Raw genomic sequence first — 20,553 nt, forward strand, 5'->3', positions numbered from 1 at the left:
GACAGGGCCCACAACACACTCCTCCCTGCGCCGGCATGATCCGGATCAGGTTCGACGGTCGGGGGCCGCGACAGCCCCCCTCTCAGCCCGGTGCACCGGACTCCCGTGGGGTTGGTTCCGAGCAGACCGTAACCCGCGTCCCGCCGCCCGTAAACCCCCTCGTTCCTCCACTGTGGGTGGTCATGTGGTCGCGCAGAGCCCGCACGCTGCGGGAACGGTCGCGCGGAAAAACGGCAGTGACGGCCCCCACCGAAACCGGTGTCGGCGTCCCCGCCCGCTCGGCATGATGACCGTCGTGACCATCGACACGAGATGCGAGCCGCCCCGGGCGGCGGACGAGCGCGCCACGCTGACCGGCTTCCTGCAGCGCCAGCGCGACACCCTGGCCCTGAAGTGCGCGGGCCTGACCGCCGACCAGCTGCGCGAGCGTGCCGTCGATCCGTCCGGCCTCAGCCTGCTCGGCCTGGTGCGCCACCTCACCGAGGTGGAGCGGAGCTGGTTCCGCGCGGTCGTCAACGGTGAGGACTGCGAGCCGCTGTGGGACCGGCCCGGCGCCGATGAGACCGATTTCGACCCCGACTCGGACCCGGACGAGACGTTCGTCGCATGGCGGGCGGAGTGTGCGCACTCCCGGGCCATCGTGGACGCCGCCGGGTCCCTCGATGTGCTCGGCCGGCACGGCGCGGACCGGTTCTCGCTGCGTTACGTGCTCACCCACATGATCGAGGAGTACGCCCGCCACAACGGCCACGCCGACCTGCTGCGCGAACGCCTCGACGGCCGCACCGGCGAGTGACCGCTTGACAACAGTTGTTGTCAGTGCTTTCCTCGGCTCATGGACAGCGAGCTGCAACACCTCGCCTGGCAGCAGGCACGCCGGGACGATCCCGCGCTACCCGAGACGCCGTGGGCCGAGGGCCTGAGCTCCGAAGCCCGCCGACACGCCTGGCTGGCCCTGCTGGCCGCGCTGACCGCCGCCGAGCGGGAGATCACCACTCTCACGGCGCGGGCAGCCGAGCGGGCAGCCGAATACGGCGCGGACTACCCCGCCCTCGGCGCCGCCGCCGGCATGACCCGCCAAGGCGCCCGCCGCCGCTGGCCCGGACTCTCCCCCCGCGGCGGCGCGGCCGCGCTCCACCGGCGGGCCGAACGGATGGCGGCGGCCCGCGATCAGTCGGCGGTGACCGATCCGCTCGCCATCTACGGGCACGGAAACTAGCGGACGTCCCACACCGGCTCGGGCGTCTCCACGACCTCGCCGTCGCCCTGGAACAGCACGAAACGGTCGAAGCCCCGGGTGAACCAGCGGTCGTGCGTCACCGCGATCACCGTGCCCTCGTACGCCCGCAGCCCCTCCTCCAGCGCCTCGGCCGACGCCAGGTCCAGGTTGTCCGTCGGCTCGTCCAGCAGCAGCACCGTCGCCCCGGACAGCTCCAGCAGCAGCACCAGGAACCGCGCCTGCTGCCCGCCGGAGAGGGTGCCGAACACCTGATCGCCCTGGGCCGCGAGCTCGTAGCGGTTCAGCGCCTTCATCGCGCCGGCCCGGTCCATCCCGGAGCGGTGGTCGTCGCCCCGCCAGAGGATCTCGACGAGGGTGCGCTTCAGCAGCTCGGGCCGGTCGTGGGTCTGCGAGAAGTGGCCCGGGCGGACCCGGGCGCCGAGCCGCGCGACGCCGTTGTGGGCCACGTGGGCCAGCGGCGCCCCGTCGACCGGCTTGTTGTCCACGTCGGGAGCGGTGCCGCCGGCCGCGAGCAGCCGCAGGAAGTGCGACTTGCCCGTGCCGTTGGCCCCCAGCACGGCGACCCGGTCGCCGTACCAGATCTCCAGGTCGAAGGGGAACGTCAGGTTCTCCAGCTCCAGCCCGGTGCACATCACCGCGCGTTTTCCGGTACGCCCCCCGCGCAGGTTCATCCGCAGCGACTGTTCCTTGGGCGGCACCGGCGGCGGCCCCGCCTCCTCGAACTTGCGCAGCCGGGTCTGCGCCGCCTGGTACCGCGAGGCCAGCCCGTCGTTGTACGCCGCCTTGTTCTTCAGCGTGAAGACGAGCTCCTTGAGCTTCTCGTGCTCCTCGTCCCAGCGCCGGCGCAGCTCCAGCAGCCGTTCGTGGCGGTCGGAGCGGGCCTCGTGCCAGGACGCGAAGCCGCCCGGATGCGTCCACGCGCTGCCGCCCTCGACGGCCACCACCCGGTTCGCCGTCTGGGCCAGCAGCTCCCGGTCGTGCGAGACGAAGAGCACCGACTTCGGCGACTCCCGCAGCCGCGCCTCCAGCCAGCGCTTGCCGGGCACGTCGAGGAAGTTGTCGGGCTCGTCGAGCAGCAGCACCTCGTCGCCGCCGCGCAGCAGCAGGTCGAGCGCGAAGCGCTTCTGCTGACCGCCGGAGAGCGTCCGCACCGGACGGTGCCTGACCTCCTCCCACGGCTTGCCGAGAATGGCCACCGCCACGACGTCGAAGAGCACCTCCACGTCGTAACCACCGGCCTCGCCCCACCCCGCGATCGCGTTGGCGTAGGCCAGCTGCGCCTTCTCGGCGTCCGGGTCGCGCTCCAACGCAGACTGGGCCGCGGCCAGCACCGCGCCGGCGGTCCGCAGCGGCGGCGCGACCAGCGAGAGCGCCAGGTCGTCGAGGGTACGGTCGTCGCCGATCATCCCGATGAACTGGCGCATCACGCCCAGCCCGCCGGCCCGCGCGATGCTGCCGATCGGCGTCGCGATGTCGCCGGCGACCATCCGCAGCAGCGTGGTCTTGCCGGCCCCGTTCGGGCCGACCAGCGCCACCTTCGCGCCCTCGCCGACCCGGAACGAGACGTCGGAGAAGAGCTCCCGGCCGTCCGGCAGCACAAATCCGACCCCGGACACGTCTACGTAACCCACGTGGGCATCCTCCCCGACCGGCCGCCGCGGGTCAGTCGGTTTTTCCGGTCACCCGCAGCACCCGGAAGCCCCGCTGGCTGGCCGTACGCGTCACGTCCCAGCCCAGCGAGGTCAGCCAGGTGTGCAGGGAATCACCACCGAGGTTCCGGTTGATCACCAGCCAGGCGACCCCGTCCGGGGCCAGCCGGGGCAGCCAGCGCTCCAGCAACGCGTGCAGCTCGGCCTTGCCCACGTGGGTGGGCGGGTTGCTCCAGATCTGCGCGAAGGTGACGTCGCCGGGCACCTCGTCGGGGGCGGCGACCCGCACCCGGTCGCCGAGGCCGAGCGCGGCCGCGTTCTCCACCGTCAGCTCGCGGGCCCGGGCGTTCACGTCGACCGCGTACACGGTGGTCGCCGGCGCCTCACTCGCCAGCACGCACGCGATCGGACCGTAGCCGCAGCCCAGGTCGAGCAGGGTGCCGGTGGTCGCGGCGGTGGGCAGGTCGCCCTTGCGCAGCAGGACGGCGGTGCCGGGGTCGAGCCGCCCGACGGAGAACACCCCACCCGCGACGGCCAGGTCGTAGGCGCGCCCCGCGGCGGTGAACTCGATGCGGCTCCGCTTGGCGGGCGCGGCCGGTTCGGCGCTGAAGTAATGGTCGGCGGTCACGCCGCCCATCCTCCCCCACGCCGGCGCGCCAACGACGACAGGCCGGGTGAAGGTGCCGCACAGCCTGTACGTCCATCGATCACGGTGCCCTCCTACCGTGGCCGCATGCCTGGCGACCCGCACCCCCGCTCCGGCCACCGCGCGAGCCCGGCGGGTGGGCTGGCCCTGCTGACTCCCCAGTCGCTGGTGCGCCAGGCCCAGGCCGGCCAGGCCCGGGCCCGCCAGGCGATCATCCGCCAGGCGCTGGCCCGCCGCGGCCGCACCGGCGGCCCGGCCCACGCTCACCCGCCGGCCCAGCCCGGCTCGGCGCGGCGGACATCCCCGCTGCGCGCCGGGGACCGGCACCCGTCGGCGCGGGAGCAGCAGGCGTCGTCGCTGTGCGCCCCGGACGGGCTGCGGCAGTCCCGGGACCGCTTCTCACTCGGCCAGCGCACCTCGGACCGGATCGCGCTGGCCCGGGACCGCATCTCGCTCGGCCAGCACACCTCGGACCGGATCGCCCTGGTCTGGCAGGCCGCCCGGCTCCACGTGGCGCAGTACCAGACGGCGAGCGCGCCGGCCCACGCCGTACCGGAGCGGACGCCCGCGCCGCAGCACCGCATCGCGCCGGGCCTCGCCGTTTCCGCCCGGCAGCGGCACGCCGCGGCGCGACGGGCGCCGCACGAACCGCAGCAGGCCCTCCAGACGCTGCTGCGCGGCCTCGCCGGTCTGATCGTGCTGGCCATCGTCGGGCTGAGCGGCTTCTTCGTCGTCGCCGAGGAGAGCCGCGGGCCCGGGCGGGCGTCCACCGCCGCGCCCGGCGCCGAGCCGGGCATCGCGTCCCGGCAGATCGACCCCGAGCCGCTGACCCAGCGGGAGGTCTTCCCCGAGCCGGCGGTCCGGCTCGCGGCCGGCGCGCAGGGTTACCAGATCACCATGACGCACAGCGACACCTCCTGCGGGATCGCCACCGTCGGCGAGCTGGGCGCCCTGCTCGCCGACCACGGCTGCGACCAGGTGGTCCGGGCCCGGCTGACCGCGCCCTACGGCGGCTACCAGGTGACCGCCGGTCTCTTCAACCTGGCCGACGAGAGCGGCGCGGCCCAGGTCAGCGAGCTGACCGGCCCGCTGGTCGAGAGCGGCCGGGGCACCTTCGCCACCCTCGGCGGCACCGCCGGCGATCCGCTGGCCGAGCCGCTGGCCCAGGTCGGCTGGCACCACCGCGGTCACTACCTGCTGTACTGCGTTGTCGCCCGGCCCGACGGTCAGCTCGTCGCCGACGACGATCCGTACGCCGCCCGGATCACCGATGAGCTGGTCCAGCGGTACCTGGGCGAGCGGGTCGTCGGGCGGCGGACGCTACACCCGTAGCCGCCGGGTGGCGTCGGCGCGCTCGGCGTACCCGGCCTCGTCGGGGTAGCCCACGGCGATCAGGGTCAGCCCGTGCGCGGGGGCGACGGTGACCTCGCTGGAGCGTTCCCGCAGGGTCAGCAGCTTCGCCGGCCAGCCCGGGTCGCGGCGGCCGTCCCCCACGGTCAGCATGGCGCCGACCAGGCTGCGCACCATCGCCTGGCAGAAGGCGTCGGCCTGCACGGTGGCGACCAGCACACCGTCCGGCTCCCGGCGCCAGTCCAGCCGGGTGATCGCCCGCACCGTGGTGGCGTGCTCCTTGCGCTTGCAGAACGCGGCGAAGTCGTGCAGCCCGACCAGCCCGGCGGCGGCCTCCCGCAACCGCGTGAGGTCGAGCGGCCGCATCCAGCCGATCGTGTCGTAGCGCCGCAGCGGCTCGGGCCCGTGGACGGTGTCGGCCACCTGGTACTCGTACCGGCGGAAGGTGGCGGAGAAACGGGCGTCGAAAGTGGACGGCACCGGCGTCACGGACCGCACCCGGGCGTCCGGCGGCATGAGACCCGCCAGCCGGCGCACCAGCGACTCCGACAACGACTCCCACACGGCGGTCGGGAGGTCGATATGGCACACCTGGCCGGTCGCGTGCACCCCGGCGTCGGTGCGCCCGGCGACCGTCAGGCCGAGCGGCACGCCGGCGCCGGTCAGTCGCTCCAGCGCCTCCAGCAGGACCCCGGCGACAGTGCGCCGGGAGGGCTGCACGGCCCAGCCCGAGAATTCCCGGCCGTCGTAGGAGACGTCCAGACGCAGGCGCGTCGCGTCGGTCATGTCGGGGCGGTCCTCCGCTGACTCGGGGGCAAGGAAGCCGTACGGAAAAGGAAGGCCCGGCACCCCACAAAGGGTGCCGGGCCAACAAACCAGAAGCGGATCAGGCCTTGGCGTCGGGGTCTTCGCCCTCGGCCTGGTCGCCCGGGCCCTCGGCGCCCTTGTCGCCGGACGCGTTCACCGGCGGCTCGGAGTCCTGGTCCACGGCCGCGTCGGCCGACGAGGAGGACGGCGCCACCTCTTCGTCGCGGGTCAGGGCCTCGACCTTGTCCTGCTGTGCGGCGGCCTTGCGGGCCGCCTTCTTGGCCGGCGCCGTGGTGGCCGCGACCTGCAGCTCCTCGACCAGCTCGATGACGGCCATGGGAGCGGCGTCACCCTTGCGGATACCGACCTTGGTGATCCGGGTGTAGCCACCCGGGCGGTTGGTGTACCGCGGCGCGATCGACTCGAACAGCGAGTAGACGACGTCCTTGTCCTTGACGACACCCAGGACGCGGCGGCGGGAGTGCAGGTCGCCGCGCTTGGCCTTGGTGATGAGCTGCTCCGCCAAGGGGCGCAGGCGCTTCGCCTTGGTCTCGGTGGTCTTGATCTTCCCGTGCCGGAAGAGCTCCGTGGCCAGGTTGGCCAGCAGCAGCTTCTCGTGCGCCGGGCTGCCGCCGAGGCGGGGACCCTTGGTGGGCGTGGGCATCTTCTTGCTCCTCGTTGAAATTCCTGCCGGGCGGCACAGCCGCCTGGAGTCACGCGGCAGCCGGGATTAGAGCTGCTCGGTCTCGCGGTAGTCGTCGGTGTCGTAGTCCACGTCGCCGAACGAGTCGACCACGTGCGCCGGGTCGAAGGACGGCGCGCTGTCCTTGAGGCCCAAGCCCATGCCGGCGAGCTTCATCTTGACCTCGTCGATGGACTTCTGACCGAAATTCCTTATATCCAGAAGGTCGGCCTCCGTCCGCCCGATGAGTTCACCGACGGTGTTGATGCCCTCGCGCTTGAGGCAGTTGTACGACCGGACCGTGAGGTCCAGCTCCTCGATCGGCAGGGCCAGATCAGCGGCCAGCTGCGCGTCCTGCGGGGACGGGCCGATGTCGATGCCCTCGGCGGTCTCGTCCAGCTCGCGGCAGAGGCCGAACAGCTCGACCAGGGTCGAACCGGCCGAGGCCAGCGCGGTACGGGGCGAGATCGACGCCTTCGACTCGACGTCGATGATCAGCCGGTCGAAGTCGGTGCGCTGCTCGACACGGGTCGCCTCGACGCGGTAGGTCACCTTCATGACCGGCGAGTAGATCGAGTCGACCGGGATGCGGCCGATCTCGGCGCCGGCGCTCTTGTTCTGCGCGGCCGTGACGTAGCCACGACCCCGCTCGACGGTGAGCTCCATGTCGAGCCGGCCCTTGCTGTTGAGCGTGGCCAGCTTCAGGTCGGGGTTGTGCACGGAGACGCCGGCCGGGGGCTGGATGTCGCCCGCGGTGACGTCGCCCGGGCCCTGCTTGCGCAGGTACATGCTGACCGGCTCGTCGTGCTCGGAGCTGACGGTGAGCTCCTTGACGTTCATGACGAGCTCGACCACGTCCTCCTTGACCCCGGGGATCGTGGTGAACTCGTGCAGCACGCCGTCGATCTTGATGCTGGTGACCGCCGCGCCCGGGATGGACGACAGCAGGGTCCGGCGCAGCGAGTTGCCGAGGGTGTAGCCGAAGCCCGGCTCCAGCGGCTCGATGGTGAACCGGGAGCGGGTCTCGCTGAGCGACTCTTCCGAGAGGCTCGGGCGCTGGCTGATGAGCACTTGGTTCTTCTTTCTGTCGGGGCATCCGCTATATGACGCCCGTCGGAAAGGGTGCCGGCCGGTGGGCCGGCACCCTCGTGGCCCTACTTGGAGTAGAGCTCGACGATCAGCTGCTCCTGGACCTGCGTGTCGATGACCTGACGCGCCGGGAGCGAGTGGATCAGGATCTTCATCTCGCTGGGGATCGGCTCCAGCCACGCCGGCACCGGGCGGGAACCCGCCTGCGCCTGCGCGACCACGAACGGCGTCATCTCGCGGGACTTCTCCCGGACCTGCACGATGTCGTGGTCCTTCACCCGGTACGACGGGATGTCGACCTTGACGCCGTTCACCAGCAGGTGGCCGTGCTTGACCAGCTGGCGGGCCATGTCGCGGGACGCGGCGTAGCCGGCCCGGTAGACCACGTTGTCGAGACGCGACTCGAGGATCTGCAGCAGCACCTCACCGGTCTTGCCGGGCTTGGTGACAGCCTCCTCGTAGTAACCGCGGAACTGCTTCTCGAGCACGCCGTAGGTGCGGCGGGCCTTCTGCTTCTCGCGGTGCTGGAGCAGGTACTCGGTCTCCTTGGTCCGACCGCGGCCGTGCTGGCCGGGCGGGAAGGGACGCGACTCGAACGGGCACTTGGGCCCGTCGCACTTGCTGCCCTTGAGGAACAGCTTCATCTTCTCGCGGCGGCAGCGCTTGCAGTCCGCCCCTGTGTAACGAGCCATGCTTCGATCTCTCCCTTAGACCCGGCGACGCTTAGGCGGACGGCAACCGTTGTGCGGCTGCGGCGTGACGTCGGAGATCTGACCGACCTCGAGGCCCGCGGCCTGCAGCGAACGGATGGCGGTCTCCCGGCCGGAGCCGGGGCCCTTGACGAACACGTCGACCTTGCGCATGCCGTGCTCCATGGCCCGACGAGCGGCGGCCTCGGCGGCCAGCTGCGCGGCGAACGGAGTCGACTTGCGGGAGCCCTTGAAGCCCACCTGGCCGGACGAGGCCCAGGAGATCACAGCACCGGTCGGGTCGGTGATCGACACGATGGTGTTGTTGAAGGTGCTCTTGATGTGCGCCTGCCCGTGGGCGACGTTCTTGCGTTCCTTGCGACGGACCTTTTTGACAGGTGCTCCGGCGCGTGCCTTCGGTGGCATAAGTCAGTGCGCTCCTATTACTTCCGACCGGGCTTCTTCTTGCCAGCGACCGTGCGCTTCGGACCCTTGCGGGTACGAGCGTTGGTCCGCGTCCGCTGTCCGCGGACGGGGAGACCCCGGCGGTGGCGGATGCCGGCGTAGCAGCCGATCTCGACCTTGCGGCGGATGTCGGCGGCGACCTCGCGGCGCAGGTCGCCTTCAACCTTGAAATTGGCCTCGATGTAGTCGCGGAGCTGGACCAGCTCCTCGTCCGTGAGGTCCTTGGCGCGCTTGTTCAGGTCAATGCCGGTCGAGGTGAGCGCCTCCACGGCGCGGGTCCGACCGACCCCGAAGATGTAGGTGAGCGCGATCTCCATCCGCTTCTCGCGGGGAAGATCGACGCCGACGAGTCGAGCCATAAGTGGGCGTACTCCTCAGGTGTCTCACGGAGGTCTGTGCCCGACCCACCCCCACCTGCCCGGGCGGGGCCCCGGCCTCCGACCGGGGGTGAAACCGCGCTTCATCGCAAGATGACGCCGCGGCTGGGACGAGCTTGTTCAGTGGTACGGACCTGGCAGTGCGGCTACCGAATCAGACGAGCTGATTCAGCCCTGGCGCTGCTTGTGGCGCGCGTCGGTCTTGCAGATGACCATGACGCGGCCGTGCCGCCGGATGACCCGGCAGTTGTTGCAGATCCGCTTGACGCTCGGCTTGACCTTCACGGTTGTGCCTTGACTCTCTGTCAGACGGGACTAGGCGTAGCCCCCGCGACCCTTACTTGTAGCGGTAGACGATTCGCCCACGGGTCAGGTCGTACGGCGAAAGCTCGACGACGACCCTGTCCTCCGGGAGGATGCGGATGTAGTGCTGCCGCATCTTGCCGCTGATATGAGCCAGTACCTTGTGACCATTAGCAAGCTCCACACGGAACATGGCGTTCGGCAGAGGCTCGATCACTCGGCCTTCGATCTCGATGGCTCCGTCTTTCTTTGGCATGTCCTCCGCTACCTGACATCGGGTTCTGGGGCAGGCTCACAACGTTCATCCCGGATCGAGGGTTCGAGCCGGAACCAGCCGCGGCTCCCCCGCCACCGAAGCGCTGGTGGACATGGAGGAGTGGACGCTGCGCGCCAGCTAGCCAGTGTACGCGCGAGGACCATCGACACCAAACCGAGGTCCCCGTAACCCGGGGTCGGGTGTGTCGGACCGGCGATCAGCCCGCCGTTTTGTCGGTCTTCATCAGCTTTAAGGCGGCTTCGTCCGGCGCGATCGGGTCCGCCGTCAGCGCCCGGCGTTCCCGCTTCAGCTGCCTCGCCCGCCGCTTGCGGGCCCGCTTCTCGGCCTGCTTGCGGGGTTCCCCGCCGACCAGGCCGGCGAGGGTCACGAAGACCAGCACCGCACCCCACGGCCCGGCCACCCAGACCGGCCAGAAGTAGATCAAGTCGGCGGACGCGACGCTGACGGTCACCCACACCACGGTGTTGATCCCGACGACCAGGAACCAGCTGGACCAGACCGCGGCCAGCCAGCGGCGGGTCAGGGTGGCGTCGGAGGCGTCCACGAGACGAGGCGGCGACCCGGCCGGGCCACGCGGCGCCGGCACCGCGGCCGCCGGCAGGTCGCTGAGCAACGGGCGCAGGTCACCGTAGGTCTTCGCGGCGTAGGCCTGGCGCAACCGCTCGTCGTACTCGTGCAGATCCAGCCGGCCCTCGTCGAGCGCCGCCTTCAGCTGATCAGCGACGGCCTGCCGGTCGGCGTCGGCCGCTCTCATCTCGTCCCGGCCCATGCCCTCCAGCATGCCAGCCACGGGCCAGCCCCGGCATCACCGGTTGCGTCCGCCCCACCGGCGCAGCAGCCCCAGGATCAGCGGGATCAGCATCCACAGCGGCCACGGGTAGACGAACTCGCGGGAGCCGAGACAGGACAGGCCCCAGATGAGGAAACAGACCAGCACCACGCCGCCGTACGAGGCCAGGAAGGGCCGGACACCGGAGCGCGGGGTCTCACCCACCCCGGCCGCCGGTTGCGGCGCAGCGGGCGGCTGGAAGGGCTGCACCCGGGACTGCTGGGCGGGGATCGGACCGGGCAGGTCGGTGACGACGCCGTCCAGCTCGCGGAACGTCTTGGCCGCGTAGGTCTGCTGGAGCCGCTCGTCGTACTCGTGCAGATCCAGCCGGCCCTCCTCGAGGGCCGTCTTGAGCCGCTCGACGACAGCCTGGCGGTCGGCATCGCCGGCGCGCATCTCGTCCCGACTCATCGGCCTCAAGCTCCTCGGACTTTTACTCCGCGACGGAGTCGACCAGCGGCTGCCGGGCGGTCACCAGCTCGCCCAGGCGGGCCCGGCCGCCGTCCCGGGCCGTGGTGACCCACACGCCGTCGTCCAGCAGGGCCATCGTGTGCTCGACGTGCGCGGCCCGCGAACCGTCGCGGGTAACCACGGTCCAGCCGTCGTCCAGCTCCACCGTGCGGGGCGAGCCCATGGTGATCATCGGTTCGATCGCCAGGCACAGCCCGGGCACCAGGCGCGGGCCCTTGCCGGGCTTGCCGTGGTTGAGCACGTGCGGGTCCTGGTGCATCTCGGTGCCGATGCCGTGGCCGCCGTAGCCGTCCACGATCCCGTAGCGGCCCGCCTTGCGGACGGCCTTCTCGACGTTGAACGAGATGTCGGTCAGCCGGCCGCGGCCGTTGGCCGCGCCCCGGGCGGCGGCGGCGATGCCGGCCCACATGGCGTCCTCGGCGACCTCGGCCATCTTGAGCAGCGCCGGGTCGGTCTCGCCGACCCCGACGGTGATGGCCGAGTCGCCGTGCCAGCCGTGCAGGATGGCGCCGCAGTCGAGCGACAGCAGGTCGCCCTCCTGGAGCACCTGACCGGCGGCCGGGATGCCGTGCACGACTTGGGCGTTGACCGAGGCGCAGATGGAGGCGGGGAAGCCGTGGTAGCCCTTGAACGACGGGACCGCACCGGCGTCGCGGATGACCTTCTCGGCGATCGCGTCCAGGTCGGCGGTGGAGACGCCCGGGGCCACCGCGTCCCGCATCGCGTCGAGGGCGGCGGCGACGACCAGGCCGGCGCCGCGCATCAGCTCGATCTGCTCCGGGGTCTTCAGCTGGATGTCCAGCTGCGGACGGCGCATCGGTTATCCCCCGTACGACCGCAGGGCGTCGATGGCGCGCACCGTGACGTCCTCGACCGGGCCGGTCGCGTCGATGCCGACCAGCTTGCCCTGGGCGCCGTAGAAGTCGACCAGCGGCGCGGTCTTGTCGGCGTACTCGACCAGCCGGTTGGCGATCGTCTCGGCCTTGTCGTCGTCGCGCTGGAACAGCTCGGAGCCGCACCGGTCGCAGATGTTGTCCTTGCTGGTGGGGTCGAACTCGACGTGCCAGATCTTGCCGCAACCACGGCAGGTCCGGCGGCCCGAGAGCCGCCGGATCACCTCGTCGTCGTCGACCACCAGTTCCATCACCAGATCGAGCGCGATGCCGAGGTCGGCCAGCAGCTTGTCCAGCGCCGACGCCTGCGGGACGGTTCGCGGGAAACCGTCCAGCAGGAAGCCGTCGCCGGCGTCGGGCTCGGCGAGCCGGTCGCGGACCATGTTGATGGTCACCTCGTCAGGGACGAGATTGCCCGCGTCCATGTAGCGCTTCGCCTCGACGCCGAGCGGTGTCCCCTGGGAGACGTTGGCCCGGAAGATGTCACCGGTCGAGATCTTCGGTACGGCGAGATGGGCAGCGATGAACTCAGCCTGGGTCCCCTTGCCGGCCCCCGGGGGGCCCACCAGTACCAGCCGCACCTACATCGCCTCGATTCGGTGAGAACGAGCCCCGCAGACCACGGACGCCAGAGCCCCCCGGCTCCGCGCCCCCACTACCGGAGGAACCCTTCGTAGTTGCGCTGCATCAGCTGGCTCTCGATCTGCTTGACCGTCTCCAGGCCCACACCCACCATGATCAGCACCGCCGTACCACCGAACGGGAAGTTCTGGTACTGCTTACTGTTCAGCCAGATGAAGAAGAAGTTCGGCAGAACCGAGATCAGACCCAGGTAGAGCGCACCCGGCAGGGTGATCCGGCTGAGGATGAAGTCCAGGTAGTCGGCGGTCGGCTTGCCGGGCCGGATGCCCGGAACGAAACCACCGTACTTCTTCATGTTGTCCGCGACCTCGGTCGGGTTGAACGTGATCGAGACGTAGAAGTACGTGAAGAAGATGATCAGCAGGAAGTACGTGGTGATGTAGATCCAGTGGCTCGGGTTGGCCAGGTTGTTCTGGATCCACTGCTGATAGCCCTTGAGGTTGTTCTGGTCGAAGAACTGCAGGTACAACTGCGGCAGGTAGAGCAGCGAGGACGCGAAGATCACCGGGACGACACCGGCCTGGTTGACCTTCAGCGGGATGTACGTCGAGGTGCCGCCGTACATGCGCCGGCCGATCATGCGCTTGGCGTACTGCACCGGGATCCGGCGCTGGGCCTGCTCGATGAAGACGACGGCCGTGATGACCAGCAGCACGAGCGCGATGACGAGCAGGAACTTGGCGACGCCGCTGCTCTCCTTGATCGTCCAGCCCTCGCCGGGGAGGCGGGCGGCGATCGAGGTGAAGATCAGGACGGACATGCCGTTGCCGACGCCGCGGTCGGTGATCAGCTCGCCCAGCCACATGACCACGCCCGTGCCGGCGGTCATCGTGATGACCAGCATGACCAGGGTGAGCCACACCGGGATGCCGGTGTTCTCCGGGACGATCTGGAAGTTCGCCTGGTCCTGCGGGCACGCGTTGGCGAAGAGCTGGCCGGAGCGGGCCAGCGCGACGAACGCCGAGGACTGCAGGATCGCCAGGCCCAGGGTCAGGTAGCGGGTGTACTGGGTGATCTTTGCCTGGCCGGACTGGCCTTCCTTACGGAGCTGCTCGAGGCGGGGAATCACCACGGTCAGCAGCTGCAGGATGATCGATGCCGTGATGTACGGCATGATGCCGAGCGCGAAGACCGAGAGCTGGAGCAGCGCGCCACCGGAGAAGAGGTTCAGGAGGTTCAACACCCCGCCGCCGGCGTTGGTGCTGTTCACGACGTCCAGGCAGTTGCGGACGTTGGTGTAGGACACGCCTGGGCTGGGCAGAGTGGCGCCGAGCCGGTAGACCGCGATGATCGCTACTGTGAACAGCAACTTCTTGCGCAGGTCAGGCGTCCGGAACGCACTGGAAAAGGCGGAGAGCAACTTCTTCCTCCTGCGCGAGGTGACCGCCGCGTATCCGGCGGATGGGGGGAGGCATCGGTCCGGACGACCGATATCCCTAGCTGGGAACGGACTTTAACAGTCTGACGTGCCTGTTGTGAGGCACGGTCGCCCTATGTGCATCACCCTGGGACGAAGGGCAATCGGACGACCGGTCGAGCGGCGGCGCCCGGCCCGGCGAAACGCCAGGTCAGACGCCACAACGGGGATGCCGCCCGAGCATCTCGCGATGCCCGGGCCAGCATCCCCGGAAATCCTCACAGCTCGGTGGCGGAACCACCAGCCGCGGCGATCTTCTCCTTGGCCGACTCGCTGAACGCGTGCGCCGAAACCTGCAGCGACACGCCGCCCAACTCGCCCGAGCCGAGAACCTTCACCAGCTGGCCGCGGCGGACCGCGCCGGCGTCGGCGAGCTCGAGCGGGCCGATCTCGCCGCCGTTCGGGAACAGCTCGGCGAGCCGGTCCAGGTTCACGACCTGGAAGACGACCTTGTTCTTGTTCTTGAAGCCCTTCATCTTGGGCAGGCGCATGTGGATGGGCATCTGCCCACCCTCGAACCGGGCCGGAACCTGGTAGCGCGCCTTCGTGCCCTTGGTGCCACGACCGGCGGTCTTGCCCTTGGAGCCCTCACCGCGACCCACCCGGGTCTTCGCGGTCTTGGCGCCGGGCGCCGGGCGCAGGTGGTGAACCTTGATCGCCATTATTCGACCTCCTCGACACTGACGAGGTGGCTCACGGCGAAGATCATGCCCCGAATCTCGGGGCGGTCCTCCTTGACCACCACATCGTTGATCCGCTTCAGCCCGAGCGACCGCAGGGAGTCCCGCTGGTTCTGCTTACGGCCGATGCCGGACCGGAGCTGGGTGACCTTCAAGCGTGCCATCAGTGCACCGCCGCTTCCGCACGCGCCGCCAGCATGGCCGCGGGCGCGACGTCCTCGACCGGGAGGCCACGGCGGGCCGCGACGGCCTCCGGGGACTCCAGGCCCTTGAGGGCCGCCACCGTCGCGTGCACGATGTTGATCGGGTTGGACGAGCCGAGGCTCTTGCTGAGCACGTCGTGGATGCCGGCGCACTCCAGGACGGCGCGCACCGGGCCACCGGCGATGACGCCGGTACCGGCGGAAGCCGGCTTGAGGAGCACGACACCGGCGGCGGCCTCACCCAGGATCGGGTGGGGGATCGTCGCGGCGATGCGCGGCACCTTGAAGAAGTGCTTCTTGGCCTCCTCGACGCCCTTGGCGATCGCCGCGGGCACCTCCTTGGCCTTTCCGTAGCCGATGCCGACGGTTCCGTCGCCGTCGCCCACGATCACCAGGGCGGTGAAGCTGAAGCGACGACCACCCTTGACGACCTTGGCGACACGGTTGATCGCTACGACCCGCTCGAGGTGCGGGGTCTTTTCCACGGGCGCGTTGCGGCCGCCCTCACGACGGTTGTCGCGGCGTCCACCCTCGTTGTTACCGCCGGAGCCGGAGCCGCCGCCACGGCGCTGTTGACCAGGCATTGGTATTCCTTCCTAGAACTCGAGTCCGGCTTCGCGGGCAGCATCGGCAAGCGCGGCGATCCGCCCCGCGTACCGGTTGCCACCGCGGTCGAAGACGACCTTGGATACGCCTGCGGCCTTGGCCCGCTCGGCGAGGAGAGTGCCGACCTTGGTGGCCAGGGCACTCTTGTCACCCTCAGTGCCACGCAGGGTGGCGTCGAGCGTGGAGGCCGACGCGAGCGTGTGGCCCTTGAGGTCGTCGACGATCTGCGCGGTGATGTTCCGCGTGGACCGGGTGACGACCAGACGGGGACGCTCGGCGGTGCCGCGAACGTTCTTGCGGACCCGGAAGTGCCGACGCGCCTTTCCGACGGCGCGCTTGTACGACGCACCGCCGCCATTGCGGCGCTTGAGCAGCGTGGCGGTCACTTCTTACCTGCCTTTCCAGCCTTGCGGCGGATGACCTCGCCCTGGTACTTGACGCCCTTGCCCTTGTACGGCTCCGGCGGGCGGATCTTCCGGATGTTCGCAGCGACCTCGCCGACGAGCTGCTTGTCGATGCCGGCCACGGTGAACTGCGTCGGCCGCTCCACCGAGAAGGTGATGCCGGCCGGCGGGACCACGTTGACCGGGTGCGAGAAGCCCAGGGCGAACTCGAGGTCCTTGCCCTTGGCGGTCACGCGGTAACCGGTGCCGTTGATCTCCAGCGTCTTCTTGTAGCCCTCGGTGACGCCGACGATCATGTTGGCGACCAGGGTACGCGAGAGGCCGTGCAGCTCCTTGGCCCGACGCTCGTCGTTGGGGCGGTTGACGGCGAGCTCGCCGTTCTCCGCCTTCTCGACGGTGATCGGCTCGGCCACGGTGTGCGACAGCTCGCCCTTGGGGCCCTTGACCTTGACGGTCTGGCCCGTGATGGTGACGTCGACGCCGGCCGGGACCGGGATCGACTTACGTCCGATTCGCGACATGTCTAAGTCTCCGTTACCAAACGAAGGCGAGGATTTCCCCGCCAACGCTCCGCTTGCGGGCCTGCCGGTCGGTCAGCAGCCCCTGGGACGTCGAAACGATCGCGACGCCCAGGCCACCGAGCACGCGCGGGAGCTCGTCGGACTTGGCGTACACCCGGAGGCCGGGCTTGGACACGCGCTTGATGCCGGCGAGGCTGCGCTCGCGGTTCTGGCCGTACTTGAGCTCTACGACCAGGCGCTTGCCGACTTCGCCTTCCGCGGGCTCCTCGGCCGACCAGGAAGCGATGTAGCCCTCGGCCTTGAGGACCTCGGCGATACTCGCCTTGATCTTCGAGAAGGGCATGGTCACCTTGTCGTGGTACGCCTGGTTGGCGTTACGCAGACGCGTGAGCATGTCTGCGATCGGGTCCGTCATCGTCATGGGTATTCGTCAACCTTTCTCGCCGGGGTTCCCAGGAAGTCCGGGCCTACGGCGAAGCGGTATTGCAAGGGTTACCAGGAGGCCTTCGAGACGCCGGGGAGCTCACCACGGTGAGCCATGTCCCGCACGCAGACCCGGCACAGGCCGAACTTGCGGTAGACCGAGTGCGGACGTCCGCACTTCTGGCAGCGGGTGTAGGCCCGGACGGCGAACTTCGGCTTCGCGGCCGCCTTGATGATCAGCGCCTTCTTAGCCATGCTCAGTTCTCCTTGAACGGGAAGCCCAGGAGCTTGAGCAGCTGCCGGCCCTCCTCGTCGGTCGTGGCGGTGGTGACCACCGTGATGTCCATGCCCCGGGTGCGATCGATCCGGTCCTGGTCGATCTCGTGGAACACCGACTGCTCGGTCAGACCGAACGTGTAGTTGCCGTGGCCGTCGAGCTTGCGCCCGTCCAGCCCGCGGAAGTCGCGGATACGCGGCAGCGCGATGGACAGCAGCCGGTCCAGGAACTCCCACATCCGGTCGTTGCGCAGGGTGACCTTCGCGCCGATCGGCATGCCCTCACGCAGCTTGAACTGCGCGATGGACTTGGTCGCCCGCCGCACCAGCGGCTTCTGACCCGTGATGGTGGTCAGGTCCCGCACGGCGCCGTCGATCAGCTTGGCGTCCCGGGCGGCCTCGCCAACACCCATGTTCACGACGACCTTGACCAGGCCGGGGAGCTGCATGGGGTTGCCGTACTTGTACTGCTCCTGAAGCGCAGGAATGACCTCGCTGCGGTACTTCTGCTTCAGCCGGGGCAGCGTCTTGGGCTCGGTGGCGGCAGTCATCACAGGTCCTTACCGGTGCTACGCGCGATACGGACCTTCTGGCCGTTGTCGTCCCGCCGGAAGCCGATGCGAGTCGGCTTGCCCTCGGAATCCACGATCTGCACGTTCGAGATGTGGATCGGGGCTTCCTGCGTGACGATGCCGCCGGTCTTGGAACCGCGCTGCGTCGTGCGGATCTTCTCGTGCTTCTTCATACGGTTGACGCCCTCGACCAGGACCTTGTCCTGCCGCGGGAAGGCCGCGATGACCTTACCCTTGGCGCCCTTGTCCTTGCCGGCGATGACGACGACCGTGTCGCCCTTCTTGATCTTCACGGTCAGAGCACCTCCGGCGCCAGGCTGATGATCTTCATGAACCGCTTGTCGCGCAGCTCGCGGCCGACCGGGCCGAAGATGCGGGTACCGCGGGGGTCGCCACCGTCCTTGATGATGACGGCGGCGTTCTCGTCGAAGCGGATGTACGAGCCGTCGGGACGGCGCCGCTCCTTGGCGGTGCGGACGATGACGGCCTTGACGACGTCACCCTTCTTCACACCGGCACCCGGAATGGCGTCCTTGACCGTGGCCACGATGACGTCACCGATGCTCGCGTAACGGCGACCGGAGCCGCCCAGAACGCGGATGCACAGGATTTCCCTGGCACCCGTGTTGTCGGCGACGCGCAGTCGCGACTCCTGCTGGATCACGTCTGTCTCCTATGTCTGCCAGTTCTCCGGCACGGGGACGTACCAGAGCTTGGCGGAACGATGGTCCGCTGGGCCGGCCGGACGAACCGGCCGGCCCAGCAAACTCACTTGGCCTTTTCGAGGATCTCCACGACACGCCACCGCTTGGTACGCGACAGCGGGCGGGTCTCCATGAGGGAGACCCGGTCACCGACGCCGCACGCGTTCTGCTCGTCGTGAGCCTGAAGCTTGCGGGTGCGGCGCAGGACCTTGCCGTACAGCGCGTGCTTGACGCGGTCCTCGACCTCGACGATGACGGTCTTGTCCATCTTGTCGCTGACCACGAGGCCCTCGCGCGTCTTGCGCTGGGTCCGCGGCGCAGCAGCTGCGTTCTCGCTCATGCTGTAGTCACCTCAGTCGGCGCGGCCGAGAGCCCCAGCTCACGCTCACGCATGATCGTGTAGATCTTCGCGATGTCCTTGCGGACGACCTGCAGCCGACGGTGGTTGTCGAGCTGACCGGTCGCACCCTGCACGCGGAGATTGAAGAGCTCCGCCTTGGACTCCCGCAGCCGCGAGACCAGTTCCTCTTCGGAGAGCTCCCGCAGCTCGGAAGCCTTAACGCCGGCTGCCATCAGCTTTCACCCAATTCGCGCGTCACGATGCGGCACTTCATCGGAAGCTTGTGGATCGCGCGACGCATCGCCTCACGCGCGATCGTCTCGTTCGGGAACGACATCTCGAAGAGAATGCGTCCCGGCTTGACGTTCGCCACCCACCACTCCGGGGAGCCCTTACCGGAACCCATGCGGGTCTCGGCGGGCTTCTTGGTCAGTGCCTGGTCCGGGAAGATCGAGATCCACACCTTGCCGCCACGCTTGATGTGGCGGGTCATGGCGATACGAGCTGACTCGATCTGCCGGTTGGTCACGTATGCCGGCTCCAGGGCCTGGATACCGAACTCACCGAAGACCACCCGGTTGCCGCCCTTGGACGCGCCGTGGCGGTCCGGGTGGTGCGGCTTGCGGAAGCCCTTCGGGGGCTTACGCGGCATCAGCATGTGTCAGCCCTCCTGCTTCTCGGCCGCAGCCGGAGCAGCGGCGGTGTCGGTCGTGGGAGCGGCCTCCGCCGGAGCGGGGGTCGCAGCCGCGGCCTGGGCGGCGCGGCCGGCCTCGGTGCCGCCCGCGGTCGTGCCGGACGAACCGGAACGGCCGCGACGCGGACGGTCGGGGCGCTCGGCGCGGTCCCGGCGCGGACGCGCGGGCGCCTCGGGGGCGACCTCGCGACCCGGTACGGCGTCGCCCTTGTAGATCCAGACCTTCACGCCGATGCGGCCGAAGGTCGTACGGGCCTCGAAGAAGCCGTACTCGATGTTGGCCCGCAGCGTGTGCAGCGGCACGCGACCCTCACGGTAGAACTCCGTGCGGCTCATCTCCGCGCCACCGAGGCGGCCGGAGACCTGCACCCGGATGCCCTTGCAGATCGGGTTCTTCATCGCGGACTGCATCGCCTTGCGCATCGCCCGGCGGAAGCTGACCCGGCTGGACAGCTGCTCGGCGACGCCCTGCGCCACCAGCTGCGCGTCCGACTCGGGGCTCTTGACCTCGAGGATGTTCAGCTGGACCTGCTTGCCGGTGAGCTTCTCGAGCTCGCCGCGGATCCGGTCGGCCTCCGCACCCTTACGGCCGATGACGATGCCCGGCCGGGCGGTGTGGATGTCCACGCGGACCCGGTCCCGGGTGCGCTCGATGTCCACCTTGGAGATGCCGGCGCGCTCGAGGCCCTTGGACATCATGCGGCGGATCTTGACGTCCTCGCCGATGTAGTCCTTGTAGAGCTTGTCGGCGAACCAGCGGCTCTTCCAGTCGGTGGAGATGCCGAGGCGGAACCCGGTGGGGTGAACTTTCTGACCCATTACTCGGCGCCTTCCGTGCTGGTCTGAGACTCGGCCGACTGGGCCGCCGGAGCAGCCTTCTTCGCCGGCGCGGCCTTCTTGGCCGTGGCCTTGCGGGCCGGCGTGGTCACCTGAACCGCCTCGACCGCCACGGTGATGTGGCAGGTGCGCTTGCGGATCCGGTACGCCCGGCCCTGCGCCCGCGGCCGGAACCGCTTGAGCGTCGGACCCTCGTCCACGAAAGCCTCGCTGACCAGGAGCGCGTCCGGGTCGAGCCGTTCGTTGTTCTCCGCGTTCGCAATCGCGCTCGCGAGCACCTTGTAGACCTGCTCACTCGCAGCCTGCGGCGCGAACTGCAGGACCGTGAGAGCCTCCTTCGCGGGCAGACCGCGGACGAGGTTGATCACACGGCGCGCCTTGTTCGGCGAGATGCGCACGTGGCGCGCAACTGCCCGAGCGCCCGGGAGTGCCGGAGCATCGCTCTTGACTGGCATCGCTGTAACCCC

General features: G+C 69.6%; 33 protein-coding genes and 1 riboswitch. Of the genes, 3 read left to right on the plus strand and 30 right to left on the minus strand.

Annotation, left to right across the window (positions count from 1 at the left end; translation table 11 throughout):
- Positions 1 to 5: 5 nt before the first annotated feature.
- Positions 6 to 117, minus strand: a riboswitch (TPP riboswitch).
- Between the two features lie 169 nt (positions 118 to 286).
- Positions 287 to 796, plus strand: coding sequence for a DinB family protein (locus Ani05nite_RS37830; RefSeq protein WP_377882588.1), 510 nt, complete (start codon positions 287 to 289; stop codon positions 794 to 796).
- Positions 797 to 835: 39 nt separating this feature from the next.
- Positions 836 to 1,219: a hypothetical protein gene (locus Ani05nite_RS37835; protein ID WP_203776564.1), complete on the plus strand. Its 384-nt coding sequence runs from the start codon at positions 836 to 838 to the stop codon at positions 1,217 to 1,219.
- On the opposite strand, the gene Ani05nite_RS37840 is transcribed toward Ani05nite_RS37835, so the two are convergent.
- The gene (locus tag Ani05nite_RS37840) at positions 1,216 to 2,871 is read right to left on the minus strand and encodes an ABC-F family ATP-binding cassette domain-containing protein (protein ID WP_203776566.1); all 1,656 of its coding nucleotides are present in this window, start codon (positions 2,869 to 2,871) and stop codon (positions 1,216 to 1,218) included. The two genes, Ani05nite_RS37835 and Ani05nite_RS37840, sit on opposite strands and share 4 nt — an antisense overlap.
- A 31-nt stretch (positions 2,872 to 2,902) precedes the next feature.
- A complete protein-coding gene (locus tag Ani05nite_RS37845; protein WP_203776568.1) occupies positions 2,903 to 3,517 on the minus strand; it encodes a class I SAM-dependent methyltransferase in 615 nt (204 codons plus the stop codon).
- A 105-nt stretch (positions 3,518 to 3,622) separates the two neighbouring features.
- Here Ani05nite_RS37845 and Ani05nite_RS37850 point away from each other — a divergent pair, with 105 nt between their 5' ends.
- The gene (locus tag Ani05nite_RS37850) at positions 3,623 to 4,867 is read left to right on the plus strand and encodes a hypothetical protein (RefSeq protein ID WP_203776570.1); all 1,245 of its coding nucleotides are present in this window, start codon (positions 3,623 to 3,625) and stop codon (positions 4,865 to 4,867) included.
- On the opposite strand, the gene truA is transcribed toward Ani05nite_RS37850, so the two are convergent.
- The 28 genes from truA to rplV all read right to left on the minus strand — a co-directional run bounded on the left by truA (position 4,856) and on the right by rplV (position 20,541).
- Complete coding sequence (truA, locus tag Ani05nite_RS37855; protein WP_203776572.1) at positions 4,856 to 5,671, minus strand: tRNA pseudouridine(38-40) synthase TruA; 816 nt, start codon at positions 5,669 to 5,671, stop codon at positions 4,856 to 4,858. The two genes, Ani05nite_RS37850 and truA, sit on opposite strands and share 12 nt — an antisense overlap.
- 100 nt (positions 5,672 to 5,771) lie before the next feature.
- Positions 5,772 to 6,356, minus strand: a complete 585-nt coding sequence (gene rplQ, locus Ani05nite_RS37860) for a 50S ribosomal protein L17 (protein WP_203776574.1) — start codon at positions 6,354 to 6,356, stop codon at positions 5,772 to 5,774.
- Positions 6,357 to 6,422: 66 nt separating this feature from the next.
- Positions 6,423 to 7,445, minus strand: a complete 1,023-nt coding sequence (locus tag Ani05nite_RS37865; protein WP_023358222.1) for a DNA-directed RNA polymerase subunit alpha — start codon at positions 7,443 to 7,445, stop codon at positions 6,423 to 6,425.
- Positions 7,446 to 7,528: 83 nt separating this feature from the next.
- On the minus strand, positions 7,529 to 8,155 hold the full coding sequence (rpsD, locus tag Ani05nite_RS37870) for a 30S ribosomal protein S4 (RefSeq protein WP_203776576.1): 627 nt from the start codon (positions 8,153 to 8,155) through the stop codon (positions 7,529 to 7,531).
- Positions 8,156 to 8,170: 15 nt separating this feature from the next.
- Positions 8,171 to 8,578 (minus strand): 30S ribosomal protein S11, encoded by a 408-nt coding sequence (rpsK, locus tag Ani05nite_RS37875; RefSeq protein ID WP_015619020.1) that lies wholly within the window; start codon positions 8,576 to 8,578, stop codon positions 8,171 to 8,173.
- Positions 8,579 to 8,595: 17 nt separating this feature from the next.
- On the minus strand, positions 8,596 to 8,976 hold the full coding sequence (rpsM, locus tag Ani05nite_RS37880) for a 30S ribosomal protein S13 (RefSeq protein WP_203776578.1): 381 nt from the start codon (positions 8,974 to 8,976) through the stop codon (positions 8,596 to 8,598).
- 186 nt (positions 8,977 to 9,162) lie between these two features.
- Positions 9,163 to 9,279 (minus strand): 50S ribosomal protein L36, encoded by a 117-nt coding sequence (rpmJ, locus tag Ani05nite_RS37885; protein ID WP_015619018.1) that lies wholly within the window; start codon positions 9,277 to 9,279, stop codon positions 9,163 to 9,165.
- A gap of 52 nt (positions 9,280 to 9,331) precedes the next feature.
- Positions 9,332 to 9,553 carry a translation initiation factor IF-1 gene (gene infA / locus Ani05nite_RS37890; RefSeq protein WP_007073013.1) on the minus strand — a complete coding sequence of 74 codons (222 nt, stop codon included), beginning with the start codon at positions 9,551 to 9,553 and terminating at the stop codon, positions 9,332 to 9,334.
- A gap of 217 nt (positions 9,554 to 9,770) precedes the next feature.
- A complete protein-coding gene (locus Ani05nite_RS37895) occupies positions 9,771 to 10,328 on the minus strand; it encodes a DUF1707 SHOCT-like domain-containing protein (RefSeq protein WP_203776616.1) in 558 nt (185 codons plus the stop codon).
- 51 nt (positions 10,329 to 10,379) lie between these two features.
- Positions 10,380 to 10,814 (minus strand): DUF1707 SHOCT-like domain-containing protein, encoded by a 435-nt coding sequence (locus Ani05nite_RS37900; protein ID WP_239131048.1) that lies wholly within the window; start codon positions 10,812 to 10,814, stop codon positions 10,380 to 10,382.
- Between the two features lie 22 nt (positions 10,815 to 10,836).
- On the minus strand, positions 10,837 to 11,691 hold the full coding sequence (gene map / locus Ani05nite_RS37905; RefSeq protein ID WP_203776580.1) for a type I methionyl aminopeptidase: 855 nt from the start codon (positions 11,689 to 11,691) through the stop codon (positions 10,837 to 10,839).
- Between the two features lie 3 nt (positions 11,692 to 11,694).
- The gene (locus Ani05nite_RS37910; RefSeq protein ID WP_023358207.1) at positions 11,695 to 12,348 is read right to left on the minus strand and encodes an adenylate kinase; all 654 of its coding nucleotides are present in this window, start codon (positions 12,346 to 12,348) and stop codon (positions 11,695 to 11,697) included.
- 74 nt (positions 12,349 to 12,422) lie between these two features.
- Positions 12,423 to 13,769, minus strand: coding sequence for a preprotein translocase subunit SecY (secY, locus tag Ani05nite_RS37915; RefSeq protein ID WP_203776582.1), 1,347 nt, complete (start codon positions 13,767 to 13,769; stop codon positions 12,423 to 12,425).
- A 275-nt stretch (positions 13,770 to 14,044) separates the two neighbouring features.
- The gene (gene rplO / locus Ani05nite_RS37920; RefSeq protein WP_203776583.1) at positions 14,045 to 14,488 is read right to left on the minus strand and encodes a 50S ribosomal protein L15; all 444 of its coding nucleotides are present in this window, start codon (positions 14,486 to 14,488) and stop codon (positions 14,045 to 14,047) included.
- Positions 14,488 to 14,670, minus strand: a complete 183-nt coding sequence (gene rpmD / locus Ani05nite_RS37925; protein ID WP_203776584.1) for a 50S ribosomal protein L30 — start codon at positions 14,668 to 14,670, stop codon at positions 14,488 to 14,490. Before rpmD ends, rplO begins: the two co-directional genes overlap by 1 nt.
- The gene (gene rpsE, locus Ani05nite_RS37930; protein ID WP_203776585.1) at positions 14,670 to 15,293 is read right to left on the minus strand and encodes a 30S ribosomal protein S5; all 624 of its coding nucleotides are present in this window, start codon (positions 15,291 to 15,293) and stop codon (positions 14,670 to 14,672) included. The genes rpmD and rpsE overlap by 1 nt, the downstream gene beginning before the upstream one ends.
- A gap of 12 nt (positions 15,294 to 15,305) precedes the next feature.
- Positions 15,306 to 15,701, minus strand: coding sequence for a 50S ribosomal protein L18 (gene rplR / locus Ani05nite_RS37935; protein WP_438846001.1), 396 nt, complete (start codon positions 15,699 to 15,701; stop codon positions 15,306 to 15,308).
- Positions 15,698 to 16,240 carry a 50S ribosomal protein L6 gene (rplF, locus tag Ani05nite_RS37940; protein WP_203776586.1) on the minus strand — a complete coding sequence of 181 codons (543 nt, stop codon included), beginning with the start codon at positions 16,238 to 16,240 and terminating at the stop codon, positions 15,698 to 15,700. The genes rplR and rplF overlap by 4 nt, the downstream gene beginning before the upstream one ends.
- 13 nt (positions 16,241 to 16,253) lie before the next feature.
- A complete protein-coding gene (rpsH, locus tag Ani05nite_RS37945) occupies positions 16,254 to 16,661 on the minus strand; it encodes a 30S ribosomal protein S8 (RefSeq protein WP_203776587.1) in 408 nt (135 codons plus the stop codon).
- Positions 16,662 to 16,732: 71 nt separating this feature from the next.
- Positions 16,733 to 16,918 carry a type Z 30S ribosomal protein S14 gene (locus Ani05nite_RS37950; RefSeq protein WP_014440734.1) on the minus strand — a complete coding sequence of 62 codons (186 nt, stop codon included), beginning with the start codon at positions 16,916 to 16,918 and terminating at the stop codon, positions 16,733 to 16,735.
- A gap of 2 nt (positions 16,919 to 16,920) precedes the next feature.
- Entirely contained in the window at positions 16,921 to 17,490 is a 570-nt protein-coding gene (gene rplE, locus Ani05nite_RS37955; RefSeq protein ID WP_125811506.1) for a 50S ribosomal protein L5, read from the minus strand.
- Positions 17,490 to 17,810: a 50S ribosomal protein L24 gene (gene rplX, locus Ani05nite_RS37960; RefSeq protein ID WP_203776620.1), complete on the minus strand. Its 321-nt coding sequence runs from the start codon at positions 17,808 to 17,810 to the stop codon at positions 17,490 to 17,492. Before rplX ends, rplE begins: the two co-directional genes overlap by 1 nt.
- A complete protein-coding gene (gene rplN / locus Ani05nite_RS37965) occupies positions 17,807 to 18,175 on the minus strand; it encodes a 50S ribosomal protein L14 (protein ID WP_023358185.1) in 369 nt (122 codons plus the stop codon). The genes rplX and rplN overlap by 4 nt, the downstream gene beginning before the upstream one ends.
- Before the next feature lie 104 nt (positions 18,176 to 18,279).
- Positions 18,280 to 18,555, minus strand: a complete 276-nt coding sequence (gene rpsQ / locus Ani05nite_RS37970; RefSeq protein ID WP_203776588.1) for a 30S ribosomal protein S17 — start codon at positions 18,553 to 18,555, stop codon at positions 18,280 to 18,282.
- Positions 18,552 to 18,788 (minus strand): 50S ribosomal protein L29, encoded by a 237-nt coding sequence (gene rpmC / locus Ani05nite_RS37975; protein ID WP_203776590.1) that lies wholly within the window; start codon positions 18,786 to 18,788, stop codon positions 18,552 to 18,554. Before rpmC ends, rpsQ begins: the two co-directional genes overlap by 4 nt.
- Positions 18,788 to 19,213, minus strand: coding sequence for a 50S ribosomal protein L16 (rplP, locus tag Ani05nite_RS37980; RefSeq protein ID WP_203776592.1), 426 nt, complete (start codon positions 19,211 to 19,213; stop codon positions 18,788 to 18,790). The genes rpmC and rplP overlap by 1 nt, the downstream gene beginning before the upstream one ends.
- A gap of 3 nt (positions 19,214 to 19,216) precedes the next feature.
- Entirely contained in the window at positions 19,217 to 20,068 is an 852-nt protein-coding gene (gene rpsC / locus Ani05nite_RS37985) for a 30S ribosomal protein S3 (RefSeq protein ID WP_203776593.1), read from the minus strand.
- The gene (gene rplV / locus Ani05nite_RS37990; protein WP_203776594.1) at positions 20,068 to 20,541 is read right to left on the minus strand and encodes a 50S ribosomal protein L22; all 474 of its coding nucleotides are present in this window, start codon (positions 20,539 to 20,541) and stop codon (positions 20,068 to 20,070) included. Before rplV ends, rpsC begins: the two co-directional genes overlap by 1 nt.
- Positions 20,542 to 20,553: the final 12 nt, after the last annotated feature.

Source organism: Actinoplanes nipponensis, assembly GCF_016862275.1.
Lineage (GTDB): Bacteria > Actinomycetota > Actinomycetes > Mycobacteriales > Micromonosporaceae > Actinoplanes > Actinoplanes nipponensis.

What these genes read in the sequence shown, in the direction of transcription:
- Ani05nite_RS37830 (WP_377882588.1), top strand. Translation starts at nt 287, where the DNA reads ATGACCGTCGTGACCATCGACACGAGATGCGAGCCGCCCCGGGCGGCG.
- Ani05nite_RS37835 (WP_203776564.1), top strand. Translation starts at nt 836, where the DNA reads ATGGACAGCGAGCTGCAACACCTCGCCTGGCAGCAGGCACGCCGGGAC.
- Ani05nite_RS37850 (WP_203776570.1), top strand. Translation starts at nt 3,623, where the DNA reads ATGCCTGGCGACCCGCACCCCCGCTCCGGCCACCGCGCGAGCCCGGCG.
- truA (WP_203776572.1), bottom strand. Translation starts at nt 5,671, where the DNA reads ATGACCGACGCGACGCGCCTGCGTCTGGACGTCTCCTACGACGGCCGG.
- rplQ (WP_203776574.1), bottom strand. Translation starts at nt 6,356, where the DNA reads ATGCCCACGCCCACCAAGGGTCCCCGCCTCGGCGGCAGCCCGGCGCAC.
- rpsD (WP_203776576.1), bottom strand. Translation starts at nt 8,155, where the DNA reads ATGGCTCGTTACACAGGGGCGGACTGCAAGCGCTGCCGCCGCGAGAAG.
- rpsK (WP_015619020.1), bottom strand. Translation starts at nt 8,578, where the DNA reads ATGCCACCGAAGGCACGCGCCGGAGCACCTGTCAAAAAGGTCCGTCGC.
- rpsM (WP_203776578.1), bottom strand. Translation starts at nt 8,976, where the DNA reads ATGGCTCGACTCGTCGGCGTCGATCTTCCCCGCGAGAAGCGGATGGAG.
- infA (WP_007073013.1), bottom strand. Translation starts at nt 9,553, where the DNA reads ATGCCAAAGAAAGACGGAGCCATCGAGATCGAAGGCCGAGTGATCGAG.
- Ani05nite_RS37895 (WP_203776616.1), bottom strand. Translation starts at nt 10,328, where the DNA reads ATGAGAGCGGCCGACGCCGACCGGCAGGCCGTCGCTGATCAGCTGAAG.
- Ani05nite_RS37900 (WP_239131048.1), bottom strand. Translation starts at nt 10,814, where the DNA reads ATGAGTCGGGACGAGATGCGCGCCGGCGATGCCGACCGCCAGGCTGTC.
- map (WP_203776580.1), bottom strand. Translation starts at nt 11,691, where the DNA reads ATGCGCCGTCCGCAGCTGGACATCCAGCTGAAGACCCCGGAGCAGATC.
- rplO (WP_203776583.1), bottom strand. Translation starts at nt 14,488, where the DNA reads ATGGCGATCAAGGTTCACCACCTGCGCCCGGCGCCCGGCGCCAAGACC.
- rpmD (WP_203776584.1), bottom strand. Translation starts at nt 14,670, where the DNA reads ATGGCACGCTTGAAGGTCACCCAGCTCCGGTCCGGCATCGGCCGTAAG.
- rpsE (WP_203776585.1), bottom strand. Translation starts at nt 15,293, where the DNA reads ATGCCTGGTCAACAGCGCCGTGGCGGCGGCTCCGGCTCCGGCGGTAAC.
- rplF (WP_203776586.1), bottom strand. Translation starts at nt 16,240, where the DNA reads ATGTCGCGAATCGGACGTAAGTCGATCCCGGTCCCGGCCGGCGTCGAC.
- rpsH (WP_203776587.1), bottom strand. Translation starts at nt 16,661, where the DNA reads ATGACGATGACGGACCCGATCGCAGACATGCTCACGCGTCTGCGTAAC.
- Ani05nite_RS37950 (WP_014440734.1), bottom strand. Translation starts at nt 16,918, where the DNA reads ATGGCTAAGAAGGCGCTGATCATCAAGGCGGCCGCGAAGCCGAAGTTC.
- rplE (WP_125811506.1), bottom strand. Translation starts at nt 17,490, where the DNA reads ATGACTGCCGCCACCGAGCCCAAGACGCTGCCCCGGCTGAAGCAGAAG.
- rpsQ (WP_203776588.1), bottom strand. Translation starts at nt 18,555, where the DNA reads ATGAGCGAGAACGCAGCTGCTGCGCCGCGGACCCAGCGCAAGACGCGC.
- rpmC (WP_203776590.1), bottom strand. Translation starts at nt 18,788, where the DNA reads ATGGCAGCCGGCGTTAAGGCTTCCGAGCTGCGGGAGCTCTCCGAAGAG.
- rplP (WP_203776592.1), bottom strand. Translation starts at nt 19,213, where the DNA reads ATGCTGATGCCGCGTAAGCCCCCGAAGGGCTTCCGCAAGCCGCACCAC.
- rpsC (WP_203776593.1), bottom strand. Translation starts at nt 20,068, where the DNA reads ATGGGTCAGAAAGTTCACCCCACCGGGTTCCGCCTCGGCATCTCCACC.
- rplV (WP_203776594.1), bottom strand. Translation starts at nt 20,541, where the DNA reads ATGCCAGTCAAGAGCGATGCTCCGGCACTCCCGGGCGCTCGGGCAGTT.